The following is a 17,538-nucleotide window of genomic DNA, read 5'->3' as shown; positions in this document are numbered from 1 at the left end:
GGCGGTTGCAATTTTAGGTGCATCAGCGGCGGCATTGTATTTCTTCTTCAGTGGTAACGGTAATTCAAATAATCAAGATAAGGAATTCGAAGATGGCATCTGATATTACAGTTGGCACGCTAGCCGATAAAAACACCAAAACGTATGAAAACTTAATTGATGATGTTGATGCATATGAAGATAAAACAAAGCGCAAAGTAATCTCGAAGAAAGACCTGTGGATGTGTGCACTACGTGGTCTGTTTATGGAAGGTAACTTTAACTTTGAACGTATGCAGGCTGGTGGTTTTGCTTATTCCATTATTCCAGCACTAAAGAAAATCCACGGTGATAATAAACGTGATTTTGCAAAGTCATTAAAAAACCATCTGCAGTTCTTTAATGCTAGCCCTAAATTGTTCACTTTCTTACTGGGCACGGCTATAGCCATGGAAGAGAACAAAGAAAAACCTTCAACAGTGAATGTTATGAAGGTTGCAGGTATGGGACCAACAGGCGGGATCGGTGATGCCCTTGATCACATGACGTTAATGCCACTGACCTTAGCACTGGGTGCATCAATTGCACTTGAAGGGTCTATTGCGGGTCCGTTTGTTTTCTTCTTTTTGTATCAAGCAGCTCATTTCTTAGCCTACTTTGGCTTGATGTTCATGGGATATAAAGCGGGTACCGCTGCCATGGTGAGCATGAGTGATACTACCGAGAAGCTGGCGAAAGCAGCCAATATCATGGGTATCTTTGTTATCGGAGCTTTGTCCGCCACCTTTATACGGGTTCAGACGACCGCATCGTTAGAGATGGGAGGGGCGACGGTTGAATTACAAACCGCCTTATTCGATAAGATCATGCCTAACCTACTGCCTTTAGCCTTAGTGTTCTTTATGCTCAAAATGGTTAAAGGTACAGGGTTCTGGGCTAAGCCACCGGTTCTAATCTTCGCAACTTTGGCTGCAGGTGTTGTGGGCCACTTCTTGGGTATTCTTTAAGTAATCACATTTCGATATATCAGGGGGGAGTTATTCCCCCCATATCAAGGATTTTTAGATGATTGGTATTATTGTTTCAGGTCATATTCATTTCGCATCTGGTATGCAGTCAGCCGTTAAGGTGATTGCAGGCGAACAAAAGCAAATGGAATTCATCGATTTTGTGGAATCTATGTCGACGGATGAATTGGAAGCCAAACTTCGTCAGGCTGCACTGTTAGCAGACTCTGGTGAAGGTGTGTTGTTTTTGACTGATATTCCAGGGGGATCACCGTGTAATCGTGCATTGGCGATCATGATGGATACGCCAAATATCGAACTTATTGCAGGGGCGAACTTGCCAATGATTGCCAATGCAGCATTCGAACGCGAAGACGTTAGCTTACAAGAGTTAGTTGAGACACTGTTGGAAATTGGTGCTTCTTGTATGCAAGACATGCGTAAAGAATTAGAAGCAGTGATGGAATTAGAGCCAGTTGCTGAATGTGAAGACGGACTATAAATATGCGTTATGCCTTACTTGCAGATCGAGTATTTACACCTGAAGGAATCGTGACGGATACAGCAGTAGTCATTGCCAATGGCAAGATCGAAGCAGTTACTGCAACTATACCGACAGACTGTGATGTGATCCGTCTTGAAGGTCAATCATTGTTACCGGGCTTTATCGATATTCATATTCACGGTCGCCAAGGGGCAGATGTGATGGATGCGACTGATGAAGCATTGCAAAACATTGCCAATGCCTTACCGCAAACGGGTGTTGTCGGTTGGGTTGGTACCACGGTAACAGCGCCTTGGAGCGATATCTTAAACGCATTAACAGGTGTACGTACTTTCATTGAGAAGAAACAAATCCATGGCGCAGAGCTGTTGGGCAGCTTTTTAGAGGGACCGTATTTTACAGAACCACATCGAGGTTCTCATCCCCCTGCTTTTTTGAAGTCTCCAACGATTGAAGAGTTAGAGCAATTAAAAGAAGCAGCGTCGGGTTCATTGCTCCGTGCTGCAGTAGCCCCTGAGGCTAAAGGTGCGATGGAAGCTATTAGCTGGCTCACTGAACATCAGATTAAAGTATCGGTCGCTCATACAGATGCAACGTTCGATCAGGTAACGGAAGCCCATCATCGGGGTGCTGATTGTGGTGTTCATCTTTTTAATGGTATGCGTGGATTACACCATCGAGAGCCTGGTTGTTGCGGGGCTATTTTATACCACGACATGCTGGCGGAACTCATTGCCGATGGTATTCATGTGAATCCCGTCATGATGCAGCTTGCTTATCGAATGAAAGGGTATCAGGGAATTGCATTGATTACTGATTGTATGCGAGCGGGTGGATTAAGCGATGGTGAATATCAGCTTGGTGCACAAACAATCACGGTGACTAATGGTGAAGCTCGTAGCCCATGTGGTTCGCTAGCAGGAAGTACCTGCAGCTTGGATCAGGCATTGCGTAACATGGTGTTTGAAAGCCACGTACCTGAATGGGAAGCGGTGCAAATGGCATCGTTTGTTCCTGCTAATTATCTGGGACTTGCTCATCGCCTTGGCAGTATTGCTAAAGGAATGGAAGCCAGTCTTACTGTTATGAATGAAGCATTACAAGTGCAAGGCACATTGATTAACGGTGAATGGGCATACCACACCGAGTAATAAAATAATCGTTGTCTTGTCTTGAAAATTAAATTGTTAAGAGGTTTTAAAATGGAAATTCGTCAACCAATTCATAGTGAGCATGCGAAGCAACTTGATACCGCTGGTTTGCGTGAGCAGTTTTTGATTGAAGGTATGTTTCAAGAAGGTCAAATCAACCTGACTTACAGCCACATTGACCGGATTATTGTCGGTGGTGCAGTGCCTACAACCGAAGCGCTGATGCTTGAAGGTGGTAAGGAGATTGGTGTTGACTACTTTCTTGAGCGCCGTGAACTAGGTGCAATTAATATTGGTGAACCAGGTTTAGTTATCGTTGATGGCGAAACGTTTGAGATTGGTACCCGCGAAGCGATTTACGTCGGCAAGGGAGCAAAAGACGTTAAGTTTGAAAGTGTATCAGCAGAAAAGCCAGCACGTTTCTATGTAAACAGTGCTCCTGCTCACATGAATTATCCTACACGTAAGATCACGCGTGAAGATGCATCGCCTGAAACCTTGGGTAGCAAGGAAAACTGCAACGTACGTACCATTAATAAGTACCTACACCCAGCAGTATTGCCAACTTGTCAGTTACTAATGGGGTTGACCGAGCTAGCACCAGGCAGTCTATGGAACACCATGCCTTGCCATACTCATGAGCGTCGTATGGAAGTGTATCTGTACTTCAATATGAAAGACGACAACATCGTTTTCCATTATACGGGCGAACCGCAGGAAACCCGTCACATCATTATGCGAAATGAGCAAGCAGTGATCAGCCCTAGCTGGTCTATTCACTCAGGCGTGGGTACGGCGGCATACACCTTTATCTGGAGTATGGTCGGTGAAAACCAGACGTTCCACGACATGGACCATGTTGCAATGAGCGACTTGAAATAACCCCTTTCTCTTAGATAGCGGTATGGCAAATGTTACCTACTTACTCTCTTATTAATGTTTGTTGTGTCGCATTAAATAGTAATCAGGAATTCCAAATGAATATGTTTGATCTATCGGGCAAGGTTGCCATTGTAACAGGTTGTAATACCGGACTTGGTCAGGGTATGGCGTTAGGGTTGGCAAAAGCGGGTGCCAACATTGTGGGCATTGGTCATCAGCCAGCACCAGAAACACAGGAACAAGTTGAAGCGCTAGGGTGTAAATTTCATTACATTACTGCAAACCTAATGGCGCAAGATAAGCTTGAAGCCATCGTTGCTGAAGCGGTAGAAGTGATGGGACAGGTTGATATTCTAATCAACAACGCCGGTATTATCCGTCGTGAAGATATCCTCGAATTCTCTGAAGAAAACTGGGACGACGTGATTAACATTAATCAGAAAACCCTGTTTTTCTTATCTCAATCGGTTGCTAAGCAGTTTGTAAAACAAGGTAACGGCGGCAAGATTATTAATATTGCATCAATGCTCTCTTTCCAAGGTGGTATCCGCGTTCCTTCTTACACTGCAAGTAAATCTGCAGTTATGGGTCTAACGCGCGCACTGGCTACCGAGCTTGCTGAGCACAAAATTAATGTGAATGCGATTGCCCCAGGTTACATGGCAACCGATAACACAGAAGCGCTGCGTGCAGATGAAGCGCGTAATGCTGCAATCCTTGAGCGTATTCCCGCGAACCGTTGGGGGTTACCTTCTGATCTTGAAGGCCCAGCAGTATTCCTAGCTTCATCGGCAAGTGATTACATTAATGGTTATACGATTGCCGTTGATGGTGGTTGGTTAGCACGCTAAGGAGAGCACTATGGCATTAGGTACGAAGCAAGACATTCTCGATACCATGAAGCGAGTGTATCGTTATCAGGCCGCAAATCAAACACGCAGTGTGATTCGTCGAAGCGGTAAAACACGCTTTATCAAAGATACCGATTGGGAACGTGGCGTATTTTGGTCTTGTACGTCTGCAGCATGGTTGGCCACTGATGATAATGAATACCTTGATGGGGTAATGAACTACGCCTTGCATACAGGTTTCCGAGCGGGACCTAATGCCCGTTTTGCAGATGATCATATCTGCTGTCAGGCTTATCTTGATATGTATCCTGTCGTGGATCAGCCAGAGGCACTTGAGCCAACGATCAAAGCGCTGGATATTATGATCGATAGCCCTGAATTAGGGCGTAAAGACTGGTGGTGGTGTGATTCACTATTTATGGCACCGCCTGCATTTGCTGCACTGTCAAAGCAAACTGGTGATGCGAAATATCTAGAGTATATGAATACCGCATATTGGGATTCAGTCGATCACTTGCTTGATCCTGAAACTGGTTTGTTTTACCGCGATTACCGTTATATCCCAGACGGTTCGGGTAGTGAACTTCGTGAAACTAACGGCAACAAAGTATTTTGGAGCCGTGGTATTGGTTGGGTACTGGCATCGGTTCCGCGCTTGATGGCACGTATGCCCGAGGATTATCCCGAGCGTAGCCGTTACCTTGAACTGTTTAATAATCTGGCTAGTGAAGTGATTCAGTATCAGCAAGCAGATGGTTTTTGGCGTACCAGCTTACTTGATCCTGAAAGTTTCCCTGCCCCAGAAAGCAGCGCAACGTCGTTATTCTGTTATGGCTTAGCATGGGGAATTAATAACGGTCAGCTTGATCGTGATATTTATTTACCTGTTGTTGAAAAAGCTTGGCAAGCTTTACAAGGCTGTATTCACGACAACGGCATGATTGGCTGGGTGCAGTTACCCGCCTTTAATCCTCGCGATGTGAAGTTTGAACATAATATCGATTATGGCGCAGGGGCATTTATGCTGGCCGCAACTGAAGTCGCTCATTTAGTAAAATAAGGTGGCTGGTACATAACGTGAAAAAATTAAAAGCTGATTTTATTTCGATAAGGTCAGCTTTTTTTATTCTAAGAAAAACAAAAATAAATAAGGAAAAGCATGATGAAAAATATCTTGGGACTATCTGCAATTATGATAGGAAGCCTTGCTGCGTTTCAGGCTGTGGCTGGCGAAGCGGATAATCAGTATTCAGTTAACTTTACACAACAGGCTCCAGTGATTGATGGTAAGGGGCTAGATACGGTATGGGGCAATGCACAATCTTTGACTGATTTTAGCTTTCCATGGCGGACGGATTCTGCACCAGCTACTGAATTCAAGGCGTTGTGGGATCATGACGCGATTTATTTCCGTTATGTGCTGGAAGATCAGCACCTAGCGATCGGCACTGATCCGAAAAGAGCGATATTAGATTCTGATCGTGCCGAAATATTTTTGGCAAAAGATCCACAGCTAACAGTTTACTACACTATGGAGGTCGATCTAAAAGCTCGCGTTTTCAGTGCTAAAGCGTCATATGATTTGGTGAAGAAAAAGCGTGCCACGCTTGATAGCAGCTGGAACTGGCAGGGGCTGGTAACAAAGGCGAGCATTACCGATAACGGTTATATTGTTGAAGGGAAACTGCCGATAACAACAATTACCGAGCTAGGGTTGTGGCAGGATGAAGCGCAGTCAGAGCTATTGTGCGCGCTGATGCGTGCAGAATTTACACCGCTGAAAGACGGTAATATTGATATGGGGTGGATGACATGGGTTGACCCGAAGACCACCAAACCAAACTTCCATAATCCAGATACTTTTGGTTCTTGCAAGCTTGTTAAGTAATGACTAAAACCTGATTTAACCCGCCTCTCTTTTCACGTTCAATTTAATGGGCTGAAAGAGAGATTTTTTATTATATTCTAAAGAGTGCGGTATCCATGTCAGAACAACACATTTATCTGATTGCGCAACTATTTGGTTTTTTTAGTTTTGCGATTGGCCTGTTTGCCTTTTATCAGAAGAAAGATATCAAGCTGAAATTATGGATGGCGGGATTGTGCCTAGTAAATACGCTTCACTTTTTATTGCTAAATTCTTTTTCTTCAGCTTTTTGTGCCACGGTGTCAATGATTCGTAACTTGATCACTATCAAAGTCCGCTCCAGACTGGTGATGATGGCTTTTATGTTATTTAGCATTGCAGGTTTTTTCTCGATACAGCGCCCGAGTGAAGCTCTTGGCGTTATGGGAATGTGTGTGGGTACCTACTCGCTGTTTATGCTTGACGGAATAAAACTTCGATTGGGTTTGTTAACAGGATCGTTGTTGTGGCTTGGCAATAATCTTGCGTTGGGTTCAATAGGCGGTTCACTGCTGGAGGCATGTAGTGCAACCATGAATACGCTGACGTTGTATCGGTTATATCGAGATAAAAATACAGCGTTGAGATTAGGATAACGAAACAGAAGGGACGTTTCGTTGAAATAATAACTGTTGGTTATTAAAAAGAGCTGGTGTTAAACAGCTCTATTATTAATAGTTTTATAGTGTGGTATTTATTTAATTAAGTTAAATACCTGTGGTATAGCATCTATCGTTGTAACCATCACCAAAGTATTGCCATTTTCAATCTTGGTTGCCACTTGTGAATTGTTACCTTCCAACTTCCATTCACCTTTAACTGTAAATTGGTTCTTCATTGGCTGTGATAGATCGAAGCGCCAAGGTCGGCTGTAGATACTGACTTCCACTTGCTCGCCATTGGCGTCGATCTGTTCCGGATCTTGGCCGTTATAGAGTGCCAGATCGGGGTTAACCACACTGAGCGATAGCTGATCCGCGCTTTCATTGGTCTTTAGCATGATTTGCGAAGCGGTATTAGATGCAATGACCCAGTTTGTATTCGATAGCGTGGCTGGCTCAAAGAAAGCGTAGGCTTCTACCCCCTGTTCGCTACGAACTGCATGCACTTTGTTGTCTTGATGGAGAACGGTGTAGATCGGATTGATCGTATCTTGCGCTTCGATACTGATAGCATATTCATAGTGACCATCGACAGGGGCTTTACCATGCTCAATAACAGCTGAGGCAAATTGACCAGTTGTTGGTTGGCCATCATCCTCGTCATTGGAGTTTTGTGCCTGATAGCTAAAGCGTACCTGTTCGTCGGCAATGTTTTTGACAAAGTAACGGTTACCCGCTGGGTCGAGGAATGTTGAATCTGTTGTAAGGGTCATATCGGTACCGAGGGTGCGAATCGGATTACCGTTAACTTCTACCGGCTCAAGGTTGGGGATACTGTATTGGAACAGGGTGGTTTCGGTTTCATGCTGGCTATCATCATTTTTGATCCCAGAGCCTAGGGCAACAACGGTGTTATCAAACATGAAATACGACTTTCTGGCGCGCAGGCTTTGCTGCCCATATTTTTTGTGGCCGTGTAATTTCATCGCAAACATAGCGCTGTCGTTATTTAGGGTATTCGCACCCGAATAAGTTTCAGTGGACAGCAACATTTCTTCTATACCAGCTCCGGGTAGCTGGTTAAGTACTGTTTTCAATTCGTTATTTGGTAAGTGTATGGTCGTTGTTCCCGGATATCGGTTCCAGTCCCAGCCATCATGGCTAAAGGCTTGTTTCGATAAGTCTGAGGGTGTTATTTCAAGTTGACCATATTGAAGGTAGCGGCCATACAGATTATTAGCTTGGTAGGTCTCATTGCCGACTAAGTAGCGACTGAATCCTCGGGCTGTGGCTAACCAAGATTGGGTTGGTTGTGTTGGACTTTGTCCTCTCGCTATTGCCATTGATGCATAGTTCATTGCCCATACACCAGTTGGTTCAGCTTCCGCTGCAATCCCTTCAAAGGTGGGCTTTTTAACTAAATTTGCATAAGCAGCAGCCAAGTCGGGATCTGTAGCTTGCGTACTATCAGGTGATCCAGAAAGTGCTAACCACTTGAACGGTGTTGCAGAGATTTTTTGTTTGCCATCAGGATGACGGCCACTCAACACAATGGGGGTATGGGTTTCTTTTGTGTATACCCTCATTTTAAGCAAAACATCTTTTATCCGTTCATGAGCAGCCTGTGTTAGTTGGTATGTGCTGCCGCTGAGGCCGAAGACGGCCCCTGATAATCCATTAAAAGCATCTTTTCCGTAAGCTGGGTAGTGCTGTGAATGGTGGAATACGCTGCCATCTGGTTTGAATCCACCACTTAATCCATCGGAAGCGAGTAACGTTTTGCTGAGCCAAGATTGCAGCTGCTTAAGCATCATGTCACGTTCTGATTGATCCGGTAATAGCAGGAAGCTTTTGACCATCCATTGTAATTGAGTGTTAAGAATGTCGACATTGGATGAATTAATCTGATCGTCGGCTTCATAAACTCGGCCGGTAGCATTGAACCACATCATAGATTGTTGAACCGGTTCGAGTAGTTGGTTGTCTGCCAGTAGCTGGCGTGCAATGAACATCGCATCGAAGTATTCACGGGTTTGGTAACCAACGTGTGTGATGATCTGAAAACCCGAGCCGCCTTCCCAACCTTGATTGAGGGCGTATCGAGTTGCATCAACGAATACCTGCTCTAGCGAATCACGGTTTGCCGCAGAAAGAGAGTGAGTACGAAGAAACTTGGCCGTTTCCAGCATTGTTTTGCCTAGCGTCCGGATAGCCATGGTATCTGTCAACATGGCGAGAGTTGCATCTCCGACAATGCCAGCTTTTAAAAAGTTATGGCGTTTGGGATGATCAAGGGGCTCCCCTGTTACTGAGTCATCTGCGTTATACCGAATATTGAATGGGGTGTATTTTGCCAGATTGGCATCGATTTTTTCTTGGCTGATGGTTTGCTGTTCATTAACAGTAAGGTGTTGATCAAATTGACGGTAAAGAGGTGCGGCGTCTCCCTGAGTATCACTAAACTCTGCTCTGAAGTTAAAGCGGGCATTTTCCGCTTTAAGCATTTGATCGTACATCAGTAATGCTGTCCAATTCTTACTTGCCATGTCGACGACGGTTGGGTTGACAAAAGGCTGGTGGTAATCCGGTGTTGGCCAGCGGTTATCAACAGGGACGGCCAGCATCACTTGGTCAAAAAGCAGCGTTCCAGAAGAGTCAGGGGCAGAGATCGTTAAGCGGTTCATACCTGCACTTGGTGTACCTTCCATGTCTCTATAGGGAACTGAAATCCCACGCCAGCCTTGGAAATTAAGAGAATAGCTAAACTGAGCTTGAGATTTGTCTTTTGTGCCAAATTGAAAAGTAAGCTTTTTATCAGAAGCTTGCTCATTATAGACCCATGCCATGAAGGTATAGGGGGTGGTGTCACTGTCGTTATTGGTGAAATCAATGCGCTGGTGAAAAGTGAGTTGGCTGTTTGGGCTATATGCCCATTTCAGAGCATGTGAGCCATCTTTGTAATGCTCATTACTGATTGAAAGAGGTTTGGCTGACGAAGACGTAATCGCCTGTGGCAATCCTTCTTCGAAGAAGTACATATAACCACCAGGTTCAAGTTGTGCGCCCTTTCCATCAATGTTTTCATTTTCTGTGGGGGTTTGGATACTTTCACTTCCACAGCCAGCAAGGGCAATAATAATACTCAGGGCAAGATATCTTGGTTTATTCCACGCTTTCACTTGTCTATCCTTTTATGTTGTATTGTTTTATCGAAAGGCTATCGAAAGTTAAGTGGTTGTTTTTTGATCTAAATCACAAGTGTAAATACATATTAACTTACGAATACTTTTGTTTTTGGTTTATTGAATGTAAATCACAACAAATAAATTGCTCTAACTTTCGTTTTGTTGGTTTTTTCTTTCGTTATTGATGTTCACAACATAAAAATGGATTGGTGTCTTTCATTGTCTTTTGAATTATCTGTTAGTGTGACTTTTGTCGCTTTAGTTTTTCGTTTTCTTTCGTATTATCTTCGAAGTTCTTCGATGTAAACGGTAGGTATTGCGATGAGACAGTCACAACGTGCACGCTTTCACATGATGGCGAAACCAGCGAGTTATAACTGTAATTTGAAATGTGATTATTGTTTCTATCTTGAAAAAGAAGAAATGATGAAAAATTCAGAGCAGAAAGATAATCGTCGTGTTGTTGGCGATGCAACTGCAATAGCTTCGAAAGCGTCAGAAAACATGTCTGATGCAATGCTCAAACGCTATGTACGTGACTATATCCGTTCTCAAACTTCAGATGAGATTGATTTTGCTTGGCAAGGTGGTGAACCAACCCTTGCTGGCCTTGATTTTTATAGAAAGGCCGTGAAATACCAGCAGCAGTATGCTGATGGTAAGACGATTACGAATAGTTTTCAGACCAATGCTGTAGCGATTAACCGCCAATGGGCACAATTTTTTGCAGATAATAACTTTCTGATTGGGGTGTCTGTCGACGGGGTGCCTGAAGTCCATGATAAGTACCGTATTTCAGTTAATGGCAAGCCGACATTTGAGCGCGTAAAGCATGCTATATCATTGTTGAAAGAATTTAATGTTCAGTTCAACATTCTAACCGTTATCAATGATCAGAATTGGGATAAAGGCAAAGAGACTTATCAGGTATTAAAAGCCCTGGGTTCTGAACACTTTCAGTTTATTCCGATTGTCGAAGTTGAGCAGCATTGCCAGCAAAGTAATCGTGGTCATTACTCACCAACCACCGATGCAACCCTGACCCACTTTTCCGTTCCTGCTCATGGTTATGGCCAATTTATGACTGAAGTTTTTAACGAGTGGGTTAAGCAGGATGTTGGGCGTATTTTTGTCCGTATGTTCGATAGCATGCTGGCGACATGGATGGGGTATCCGGCTTCAGTATGTGTACAGGCGAAAGAGTGTGGTCAAGCCATGGTGATTGAAGCTAATGGTGATCTGTATTCGTGTGATCACTACGTTTACCCGGCTAATCGGCTTGGAAATATTACTCAGACTAATATTGCCAAGCTGGCAACTAGTAAGCAACAGCAGCGTTTTGGTAGCGCCAAATCCTCGAAGTTAACTCAGCGATGCCAGCAGTGTGATTTTCAGGCTCTTTGTTTTGGCGGTTGTCCTAAGCACCGCATCACCACCATCGAAGGTGAAAAGCATAAACAAAACTATTTATGTCAATCCTACCAACAAATTTTTAGCCACAGTGCACCTGCGATGCACTTGATGGTGCAAGAAATCCAACGAGGCGGTCTTGCCGCCAACGTCATGCCTATTTTAGCTAACTTACAGGCTAATAAATAACCCTATAAAAATAAAGGAGTACATCATGAAACTGTCCTCGTCAAAGAAGACGGTACTGGCTGGTTTTGTTGCTGCTGCGTGTGCGGTAACACCCATTACCTCAATGGCAACAGAAAAAGTTGAACAACCAAACGTTTTATTGATTGTGATGGATGATTTGGGTACTGCTCAGTTAGATTTTGCGATGGACCAGATTGATAAGGCAAAGTTGTCTGAACGTCCGGTGCCAGTGCGCTACGATGGTGACTTCGATAAGTTATACGATGCCGCTAAGCGTTCAATGCCCAATATTACAGAGTTGGCGAATGAAGGTGTACGCATGACCAATGCGTATGTGGCGACGCCAGTGTGCGGACCATCACGTGCAGGCATGATGACCGGACGTTTTCCGCATAGCTTTGGTACCTATAGTAACGATGATGCCAAGTTGGGTATTCCGCTGGATATTAAACTGCTCCCTGCACTGCTGAATGAAAATGGCTATGCCACGGCGAACATTGGTAAATATCATAATGCCAAAGTACGTAAGGAATTTAAGCCGTTAGATGAGCAAAGCCGAGATTATCACGATAACCAAATCTCGATTGCAGAGCCTGGATACGGACCGGAAGAGCGCGGTTTTGATTACTCCTATAGCTATTATGTTTCTGGGGCGGCATTGTATAACTCTCCGACTGTTTTTAAGAATGGTCAGAATACTCCGGCACCGGGCTATTTAACTTATAACCTGACTAACGAAACCATTAATTTTATCGAAAAAGCTAACGATAAAGATCAGCCGTTTTTTATCAATTTAGCCTATAGCGTGCCTCACATTCCGCTTGAACAGCCAGCACCGGCTAAATTCATGGAACGCTTCAACACCGGTAATGTAGAAGTTGATAAATATTATGCCCACGTCAATGCGTCAGATGAAGGGATTGGCAAGATTATCGATAAGCTGAAAGCCATGGGAGAGTATGAAAATACCCTGATTCTCTTCCTGTCAGACAATGGCGCCGTGCATGAATCACCGATGCCGATGAACGGTATGAACCGTGCGTTCAAAGGTCAGCGTTATCGTGGTGGTGTCCATGTTCCATTTATTGCGCATTGGAAAGGTGTACTTCCAGAAGGCAATGTTGATAACACCATGATTTCAGCAATGGACATTCTTCCAACAGCCTTGGCTGCCGCAGGTATTGATATTCCATCTGAAATGAAAGTTGACGGTAAAAATATCATGCCACTTTTGAGTGGTGAAAAACAAAAACCACACCCACACCCGTATCTATACTGGGCAGGTCCGCGTGCGCTTCATTATGACTCAAGTAATGCCGATTTCTGGAGCAACTACTGGAAGTGGATCACTTTCGAAACCAATGAGTTTATCCCAAGTAAGTACACTGAAAAGCGCTCGAAAGGGGATTGGGCAATCAAGGATCAAAACTGGTCATTGCACTATTACGATGATGGAAAAGGTGAGTATGAGTTATATAACTATACACAAGATCCGGCTGAGTCGATTAACCTTGCGAAAAAACATCCAGAGAAACTGAAAGAGCTGAAAGCCGCTTTTTATAACTGGATAAAGAACAAGCCAGCCCCTATTGCCTGGGGACAGGATCGATATGAAATTCTAACCGAATCAGCTGAATAACCATGATTAGGGCCTCGTTAGAGGCCCCTTTTTTGTGTTAGTGAATGAGTGAAATAATCATGCAAAAAGACATTAGTACCAAACCGCGTCCGACTATTCCTTATGAACATCCTGATGCTGCGATGTACCTCAAGCTGTGTAAAGAGAACCTGATTCGGCTACGTAATAAGAAGCCAGCCTATAGTATGCATGATGAAACTATTCGTCAGGTGTTCGACTCTGATACAGGGCATACTTCATATAGCTTACAGGAGCAATGTGAGCAGTTGGTTCGCTACATAGCCGAAGCTTTTGAACACTATGCAATATGGGATTATACCCATGCCTATTATCCTGGCCGCCCAAGTCAGCAAACCGCTAGAACGGATGCTATGGAAGGGGTTAGTCGAGTGATACCAACGTTGGCTGCATGGTTACATGCCAATGGCCAGGTAACGACTGTGATCAACGGGCTGAATAATAAAGCGATTGATGTTGCAGGGTTACTGCGAACCGCATTTCTTGCTGGTACCGACCCTGAGCACAAAGGTTATTGGGGCCAGTTGCATGATTATGATCAGCGGATTTGTGAAAGTGCTGATCTGGCGCTTGCGTTATGGCTGAGCAAAGAATGGGTTTGGGAGAGCTTCAGCTTAGCTGAACGAAAGCAGGTGGCAACATGGTTTAAGCAAGTGAATACCTGCCAGACCGTTGATAATAACTGGCACCTTTTCCCACTTACCGTCCAGTTGGTGATCAAAGATCTAACTGGGGAAGATACTATTGCTCATGATAAATATGCTCGAGTAAAAGAATTTTATGTTGGCGACGGTTGGTTCCGTGATGGAGCCCGTGGTAACTATGATTACTACAATGCTTGGGGCTTTTTCTATTCTTTATATTGGTTAGATCAGATCAATCCGGATTTTGACCCTGAATTTATCCGTCATAGTTTAACCACCTTCGTTGATAAATTTCGTTATTTCTTTACCCCTGAAGGGCTACCATTTTTTGGTCGCAGTGTGTGTTACCGATTGGCGGCTTCCGCGCCATTACTTGCAGCTATTGATGTAAAGGCTTCGAGCCTTTCGGTAGGAGAAGCGAAGCGTGCTTTTCGTACCAGCCTTGAATATTTCATTAGTCAGGGCGCTTTAGAGCATGGGGCACCGACGCAAGGTGTTTTTGCTGATGATGCCCGATTGGTTGATAATTACAGTGGGCCAGCTAGCAGTTTCTGGTCACTGCGGGCTCTGAATATCGCGTTATTTAGTGGGCACCGCTCAGGGCTATGGCAGGCCGAAGAATCGCGACTTGAAGTTGAAAAAGGCGATTTTTCCTTTGAGATCCCTGCAATTGAAGCCAGTGTGATCGGGACTTTCAAAACGAAAGAGGTCGTTGTGATCTTTCATAGTGACTATATCTTGCAGCAAACACCGCTAACCCGTCGATTAGAACCGCAATCATGGCTAGATCGGGTACTAGAAAGGCTAGTTGGGCGGGCGGAAAGACCTAAAAACAACCTTCTTCGCAAGGGTGTTACGTGTTACACATCGAAAATGTTTCATTTCTTTTGATTTCAAAATCTTTCGCTTCGAAAGTGTTTGTGTGATCTGGATCTTTTTATTTGTTTTCACTTTCGAATATAATCAAATCGAAAGCTAACGAAGGTAATGAGGTTTTATATGTTTTTGGTTTCTTCTCGAGAAATGCTCCATAAAGCGCAGATTGGTGGCTATGCTGTTCCTGCGTTCAATGTTCACAATCTAGAAACTGTTCAGGTTGTGGTTGAAACGGCGGCTGAAATGGCCTCGCCAGTTATCCTTGCTGGCACACCTGGTACTTTTTCGTACGCAGGTACTGATTACTTGGTTGGTATTTGTAAAGAGGCGGCGAAACGCTATGAAATGCCGATTGCTTTGCATCTAGATCATCATGAATCTTTTTCTGATATTTGCGGAAAGGTAGAAGCAGGGATCAAGTCTGCAATGATTGATGGTTCACATCTTAATTTTGAAGGTAACATTGAGCTTGTTAAGCAGGTTGTTTCCTTCTGCCATCGTTGGGACTGTTCTGTTGAAGCAGAGCTGGGTCGTCTTGGCGGACAAGAAGATGATCTGATTGTTGACGCAAAAGATGCACTGTATACCGATCCTGATGCCGCGTTAGAGTTTGTTAATCGCACAGGTATTGACTCACTAGCGATTGCTATTGGTACGGCACATGGCATGTACAAAAAAGAACCTCGTTTAGACTTTGACCGCCTGGGTATTATTCGTGGCAAAACGGACGTGCCACTGGTACTTCATGGTGCATCAGGTGTTCCAGATGCTGATGTTCGTCGCTGTATCGAATTAGGTATTGCGAAGGTGAATGTTGCGACAGAACTGAAAATCGCTTTCTCTGATGCTGTGAAGCAGTATTTTATCGAAAACCCGAATGCTAATGACCCTCGTCATTATATCGTTCCGGGCAAGGAAGCGATGAAGAAAGTTGTACAGGATAAAATTCGTGTCTGCGGTAGTGAAGGCAAGCTTTAATCGTTAATGAAAAAGAAATAAGGCACTTCCTCCGAGTGCTTATTGCTCCTGGCTATAGACGTTAATTTTCTCCTTATTATTAGCGAATATAGCCATTTTCTTTTCTTCGATATGAACTGGTTACAGACAGCAACTACGGATAGTAATTTGATGGCAAACCCTCCAACGGTAAAGCAAAATAAGATCGCCATTATTGGTGAATGTATGATTGAACTAAGTGGCAAACCTTTTGCCACTCAAGCTCAGAATTTCGGTGGTGATACCTTAAATACCGCGGTTTATCTGTCGCGACTACTTCCATCTTTGATACCTAGTTATGTAACAGCTGTTGGTGCTGATACTTACAGCAAGATAATGTTATCGGCATGGGAAAGTGAAGGTGTTGATACATCACTGACATTGGTTAACCCAGATAAACTACCGGGTATGTATGCCATTGAAATAGACGATAATGGTGAGCGTAGTTTTCATTATTGGCGTGATGATTCAGCTGCTCGTTACTTGTGTGAGCATGAAGGCTTCAATGATGTTGTCGATAGTTTGAAATCAGTCGACTTGGTTTATCTTTCTGGTATTTCTTTGGCAATTTTACCCGATCACGGCAAAGTGAAATTATTGAATACACTTGCACAGCTTAAATCTTCCGGGGTGAAAATTGCGGTTGATTCTAACTATCGCCCGCGTTTATGGCGTAATGCAACTGATGCTTGTGAATGGTTAGGTAAACTTTATCAATTAAGTGATATCGCTTTAGTAACAGCCGATGATGAAGAGTTACTGCTAGGTCGCAAGTTGTCTGAGCCTCAGGTGATAGCGCGCCGTCTGCACTCTCTTGGTATAAAACAAGTTGTCGTTAAGCTGGGCAGTGACGGGGCTATGTGGTCTCAAGCTGGTAACCAAGGTGTTGTGAGCGGTAACAAAGTGACGCAAGTTATTGATACGACAGCAGCGGGAGATTCATTTAACGCTGCTTATTTAGCTGCATGGTGTTCTGGTATGGAGATGGCAGAGTGCTGTTATTGGGGTAATAAGCTTGCTGCACAGGTTATTCAATATAAAGGGGCGATTATCCCAGTTGAACAGACGCTGTATATAACGGAACTAATGAGTGACTAAGATAATGAATGAACAGTGGATTGAAACATTAAGAGCATTACGAGTAATGCCTGTTATCCAGATTGAAGATGCTAAAGATGCAGTAAAACTGGCGCAGGTACTCAGTGACAATGGCTTACCAGCGGCAGAAATTATCTTTCGCAGTGCAGCGGCTGCCGAATCTATTCGCCTGATCCGTGAGGCACTCCCTGATCTTATTTTATGTGCAGGTACAGTGCTGACTCCTGCGCAGGTTGATTTAGCGATGAAAGCGGGGGCTGACTTTATTGTTAGCCCTGGGTTTAATCCGACAACAGTGAAATATTGCCTTGAAAAGGAGGTGAAAATTATTCCCGGCGTCAATAGTCCAAGCCAGGTTGAGCAGGCGTTGGAATTAGGTGTCACGGCGCTAAAGTTTTTTCCTGCAGAAGCGTCAGGTGGGATTAATATGCTGAAGTCATTAACGGGCCCATATGGCAATATTCAGCTGATGCCAACAGGTGGCGTAAAGCCAGAAAACCTGATGGAGTATCTTGCGATTCCTCAGGTGATAGCCTGTGGCGGTACCTGGATTGCGCCAACGGCAGCTATTCGTGATAACGATTGGGAAACGATTGCGAA

At 44.1% G+C, this 17,538-nt stretch carries 15 protein-coding genes; 14 read left to right on the top strand and 1 reads right to left on the bottom strand.

Going from position 1 to position 17,538, the window contains the following annotated elements:
- The first annotated feature begins 92 nt into the window (after positions 1 to 92).
- The 8 genes from C9J12_RS28580 (at position 93) to C9J12_RS28545 (ending at position 6,877) form a co-directional block, all read left to right on the top strand.
- On the top strand, positions 93 to 986 hold the full coding sequence (locus C9J12_RS28580) for a PTS system mannose/fructose/sorbose family transporter subunit IID (protein WP_107246583.1): 894 nt from the start codon (positions 93 to 95) through the stop codon (positions 984 to 986).
- Positions 987 to 1,044: 58 nt separating this feature from the next.
- On the top strand, positions 1,045 to 1,488 hold the full coding sequence (agaF, locus tag C9J12_RS28575; RefSeq protein WP_107246580.1) for a PTS galactosamine/N-acetylgalactosamine transporter subunit IIA: 444 nt from the start codon (positions 1,045 to 1,047) through the stop codon (positions 1,486 to 1,488).
- 2 nt (positions 1,489 to 1,490) lie between these two features.
- Positions 1,491 to 2,642, top strand: a complete 1,152-nt coding sequence (gene nagA / locus C9J12_RS28570) for an N-acetylglucosamine-6-phosphate deacetylase (RefSeq protein ID WP_107246577.1) — start codon at positions 1,491 to 1,493, stop codon at positions 2,640 to 2,642.
- A 51-nt stretch (positions 2,643 to 2,693) separates the two neighbouring features.
- Entirely contained in the window at positions 2,694 to 3,524 is an 831-nt protein-coding gene (gene kduI, locus C9J12_RS28565; protein ID WP_107246575.1) for a 5-dehydro-4-deoxy-D-glucuronate isomerase, read from the top strand.
- Positions 3,525 to 3,619: 95 nt separating this feature from the next.
- Entirely contained in the window at positions 3,620 to 4,375 is a 756-nt protein-coding gene (gene kduD, locus C9J12_RS28560; RefSeq protein WP_041394874.1) for a 2-dehydro-3-deoxy-D-gluconate 5-dehydrogenase KduD, read from the top strand.
- Positions 4,376 to 4,385: 10 nt separating this feature from the next.
- Positions 4,386 to 5,435 (top strand): glycoside hydrolase family 88/105 protein, encoded by a 1,050-nt coding sequence (locus C9J12_RS28555; RefSeq protein ID WP_107246572.1) that lies wholly within the window; start codon positions 4,386 to 4,388, stop codon positions 5,433 to 5,435.
- Between the two features lie 99 nt (positions 5,436 to 5,534).
- Positions 5,535 to 6,263 carry a CBM9 family sugar-binding protein gene (locus C9J12_RS28550; RefSeq protein WP_227876501.1) on the top strand — a complete coding sequence of 243 codons (729 nt, stop codon included), beginning with the start codon at positions 5,535 to 5,537 and terminating at the stop codon, positions 6,261 to 6,263.
- A 95-nt stretch (positions 6,264 to 6,358) separates the two neighbouring features.
- Positions 6,359 to 6,877: a YgjV family protein gene (locus tag C9J12_RS28545; protein ID WP_107246566.1), complete on the top strand. Its 519-nt coding sequence runs from the start codon at positions 6,359 to 6,361 to the stop codon at positions 6,875 to 6,877.
- A 98-nt stretch (positions 6,878 to 6,975) separates the two neighbouring features.
- Here C9J12_RS28545 and C9J12_RS28540 read toward each other — a convergent pair whose 3' ends face one another.
- The gene (locus C9J12_RS28540; RefSeq protein ID WP_107246564.1) at positions 6,976 to 10,062 is read right to left on the bottom strand and encodes a chondroitinase family polysaccharide lyase; all 3,087 of its coding nucleotides are present in this window, start codon (positions 10,060 to 10,062) and stop codon (positions 6,976 to 6,978) included.
- 327 nt (positions 10,063 to 10,389) lie between these two features.
- Here C9J12_RS28540 and C9J12_RS28535 point away from each other — a divergent pair, with 327 nt between their 5' ends.
- From C9J12_RS28535 to C9J12_RS28510, 6 genes are all read left to right on the top strand, one after another.
- Positions 10,390 to 11,667, top strand: coding sequence for an anaerobic sulfatase maturase (locus C9J12_RS28535; protein WP_107246562.1), 1,278 nt, complete (start codon positions 10,390 to 10,392; stop codon positions 11,665 to 11,667).
- 25 nt (positions 11,668 to 11,692) lie between these two features.
- Complete coding sequence (locus C9J12_RS28530; protein WP_107246559.1) at positions 11,693 to 13,306, top strand: sulfatase family protein; 1,614 nt, start codon at positions 11,693 to 11,695, stop codon at positions 13,304 to 13,306.
- 59 nt (positions 13,307 to 13,365) lie between these two features.
- A complete protein-coding gene (locus tag C9J12_RS28525; protein WP_107246557.1) occupies positions 13,366 to 14,859 on the top strand; it encodes a DUF2264 domain-containing protein in 1,494 nt (497 codons plus the stop codon).
- A 108-nt stretch (positions 14,860 to 14,967) separates the two neighbouring features.
- Positions 14,968 to 15,822 carry a tagatose bisphosphate family class II aldolase gene (locus C9J12_RS28520; protein ID WP_011220254.1) on the top strand — a complete coding sequence of 285 codons (855 nt, stop codon included), beginning with the start codon at positions 14,968 to 14,970 and terminating at the stop codon, positions 15,820 to 15,822.
- 150 nt (positions 15,823 to 15,972) lie between these two features.
- Positions 15,973 to 16,938: a sugar kinase gene (locus tag C9J12_RS28515; protein ID WP_170111911.1), complete on the top strand. Its 966-nt coding sequence runs from the start codon at positions 15,973 to 15,975 to the stop codon at positions 16,936 to 16,938.
- Positions 16,939 to 16,942: 4 nt separating this feature from the next.
- Positions 16,943 to 17,538, top strand: a 596-nt coding sequence (locus tag C9J12_RS28510) for a bifunctional 4-hydroxy-2-oxoglutarate aldolase/2-dehydro-3-deoxy-phosphogluconate aldolase (protein ID WP_193944719.1), incomplete at its 3' end; no start/stop codon positions are given.

Origin of the sequence: Photobacterium frigidiphilum, from assembly GCF_003025615.1 — a bacterium.
Lineage (GTDB): Bacteria > Pseudomonadota > Gammaproteobacteria > Enterobacterales > Vibrionaceae > Photobacterium > Photobacterium frigidiphilum.
This window is presented reverse-complemented; position numbering and strand designations above follow the sequence as displayed.

Coding starts and splice junctions, on each gene's coding strand:
- kduI (WP_107246575.1), top strand. CDS start 2,694: ATGGAAATTCGTCAACCAATTCATAGTGAGCATGCGAAGCAACTTGAT.
- C9J12_RS28525 (WP_107246557.1), top strand. CDS start 13,366: ATGCAAAAAGACATTAGTACCAAACCGCGTCCGACTATTCCTTATGAA.
- C9J12_RS28545 (WP_107246566.1), top strand. CDS start 6,359: ATGTCAGAACAACACATTTATCTGATTGCGCAACTATTTGGTTTTTTT.
- nagA (WP_107246577.1), top strand. CDS start 1,491: ATGCGTTATGCCTTACTTGCAGATCGAGTATTTACACCTGAAGGAATC.
- kduD (WP_041394874.1), top strand. CDS start 3,620: ATGAATATGTTTGATCTATCGGGCAAGGTTGCCATTGTAACAGGTTGT.
- C9J12_RS28550 (WP_227876501.1), top strand. CDS start 5,535: ATGATGAAAAATATCTTGGGACTATCTGCAATTATGATAGGAAGCCTT.
- C9J12_RS28530 (WP_107246559.1), top strand. CDS start 11,693: ATGAAACTGTCCTCGTCAAAGAAGACGGTACTGGCTGGTTTTGTTGCT.
- C9J12_RS28535 (WP_107246562.1), top strand. CDS start 10,390: ATGAGACAGTCACAACGTGCACGCTTTCACATGATGGCGAAACCAGCG.
- C9J12_RS28520 (WP_011220254.1), top strand. CDS start 14,968: ATGTTTTTGGTTTCTTCTCGAGAAATGCTCCATAAAGCGCAGATTGGT.
- C9J12_RS28555 (WP_107246572.1), top strand. CDS start 4,386: ATGGCATTAGGTACGAAGCAAGACATTCTCGATACCATGAAGCGAGTG.
- C9J12_RS28580 (WP_107246583.1), top strand. CDS start 93: ATGGCATCTGATATTACAGTTGGCACGCTAGCCGATAAAAACACCAAA.
- agaF (WP_107246580.1), top strand. CDS start 1,045: ATGATTGGTATTATTGTTTCAGGTCATATTCATTTCGCATCTGGTATG.
- C9J12_RS28515 (WP_170111911.1), top strand. CDS start 15,973: ATGGCAAACCCTCCAACGGTAAAGCAAAATAAGATCGCCATTATTGGT.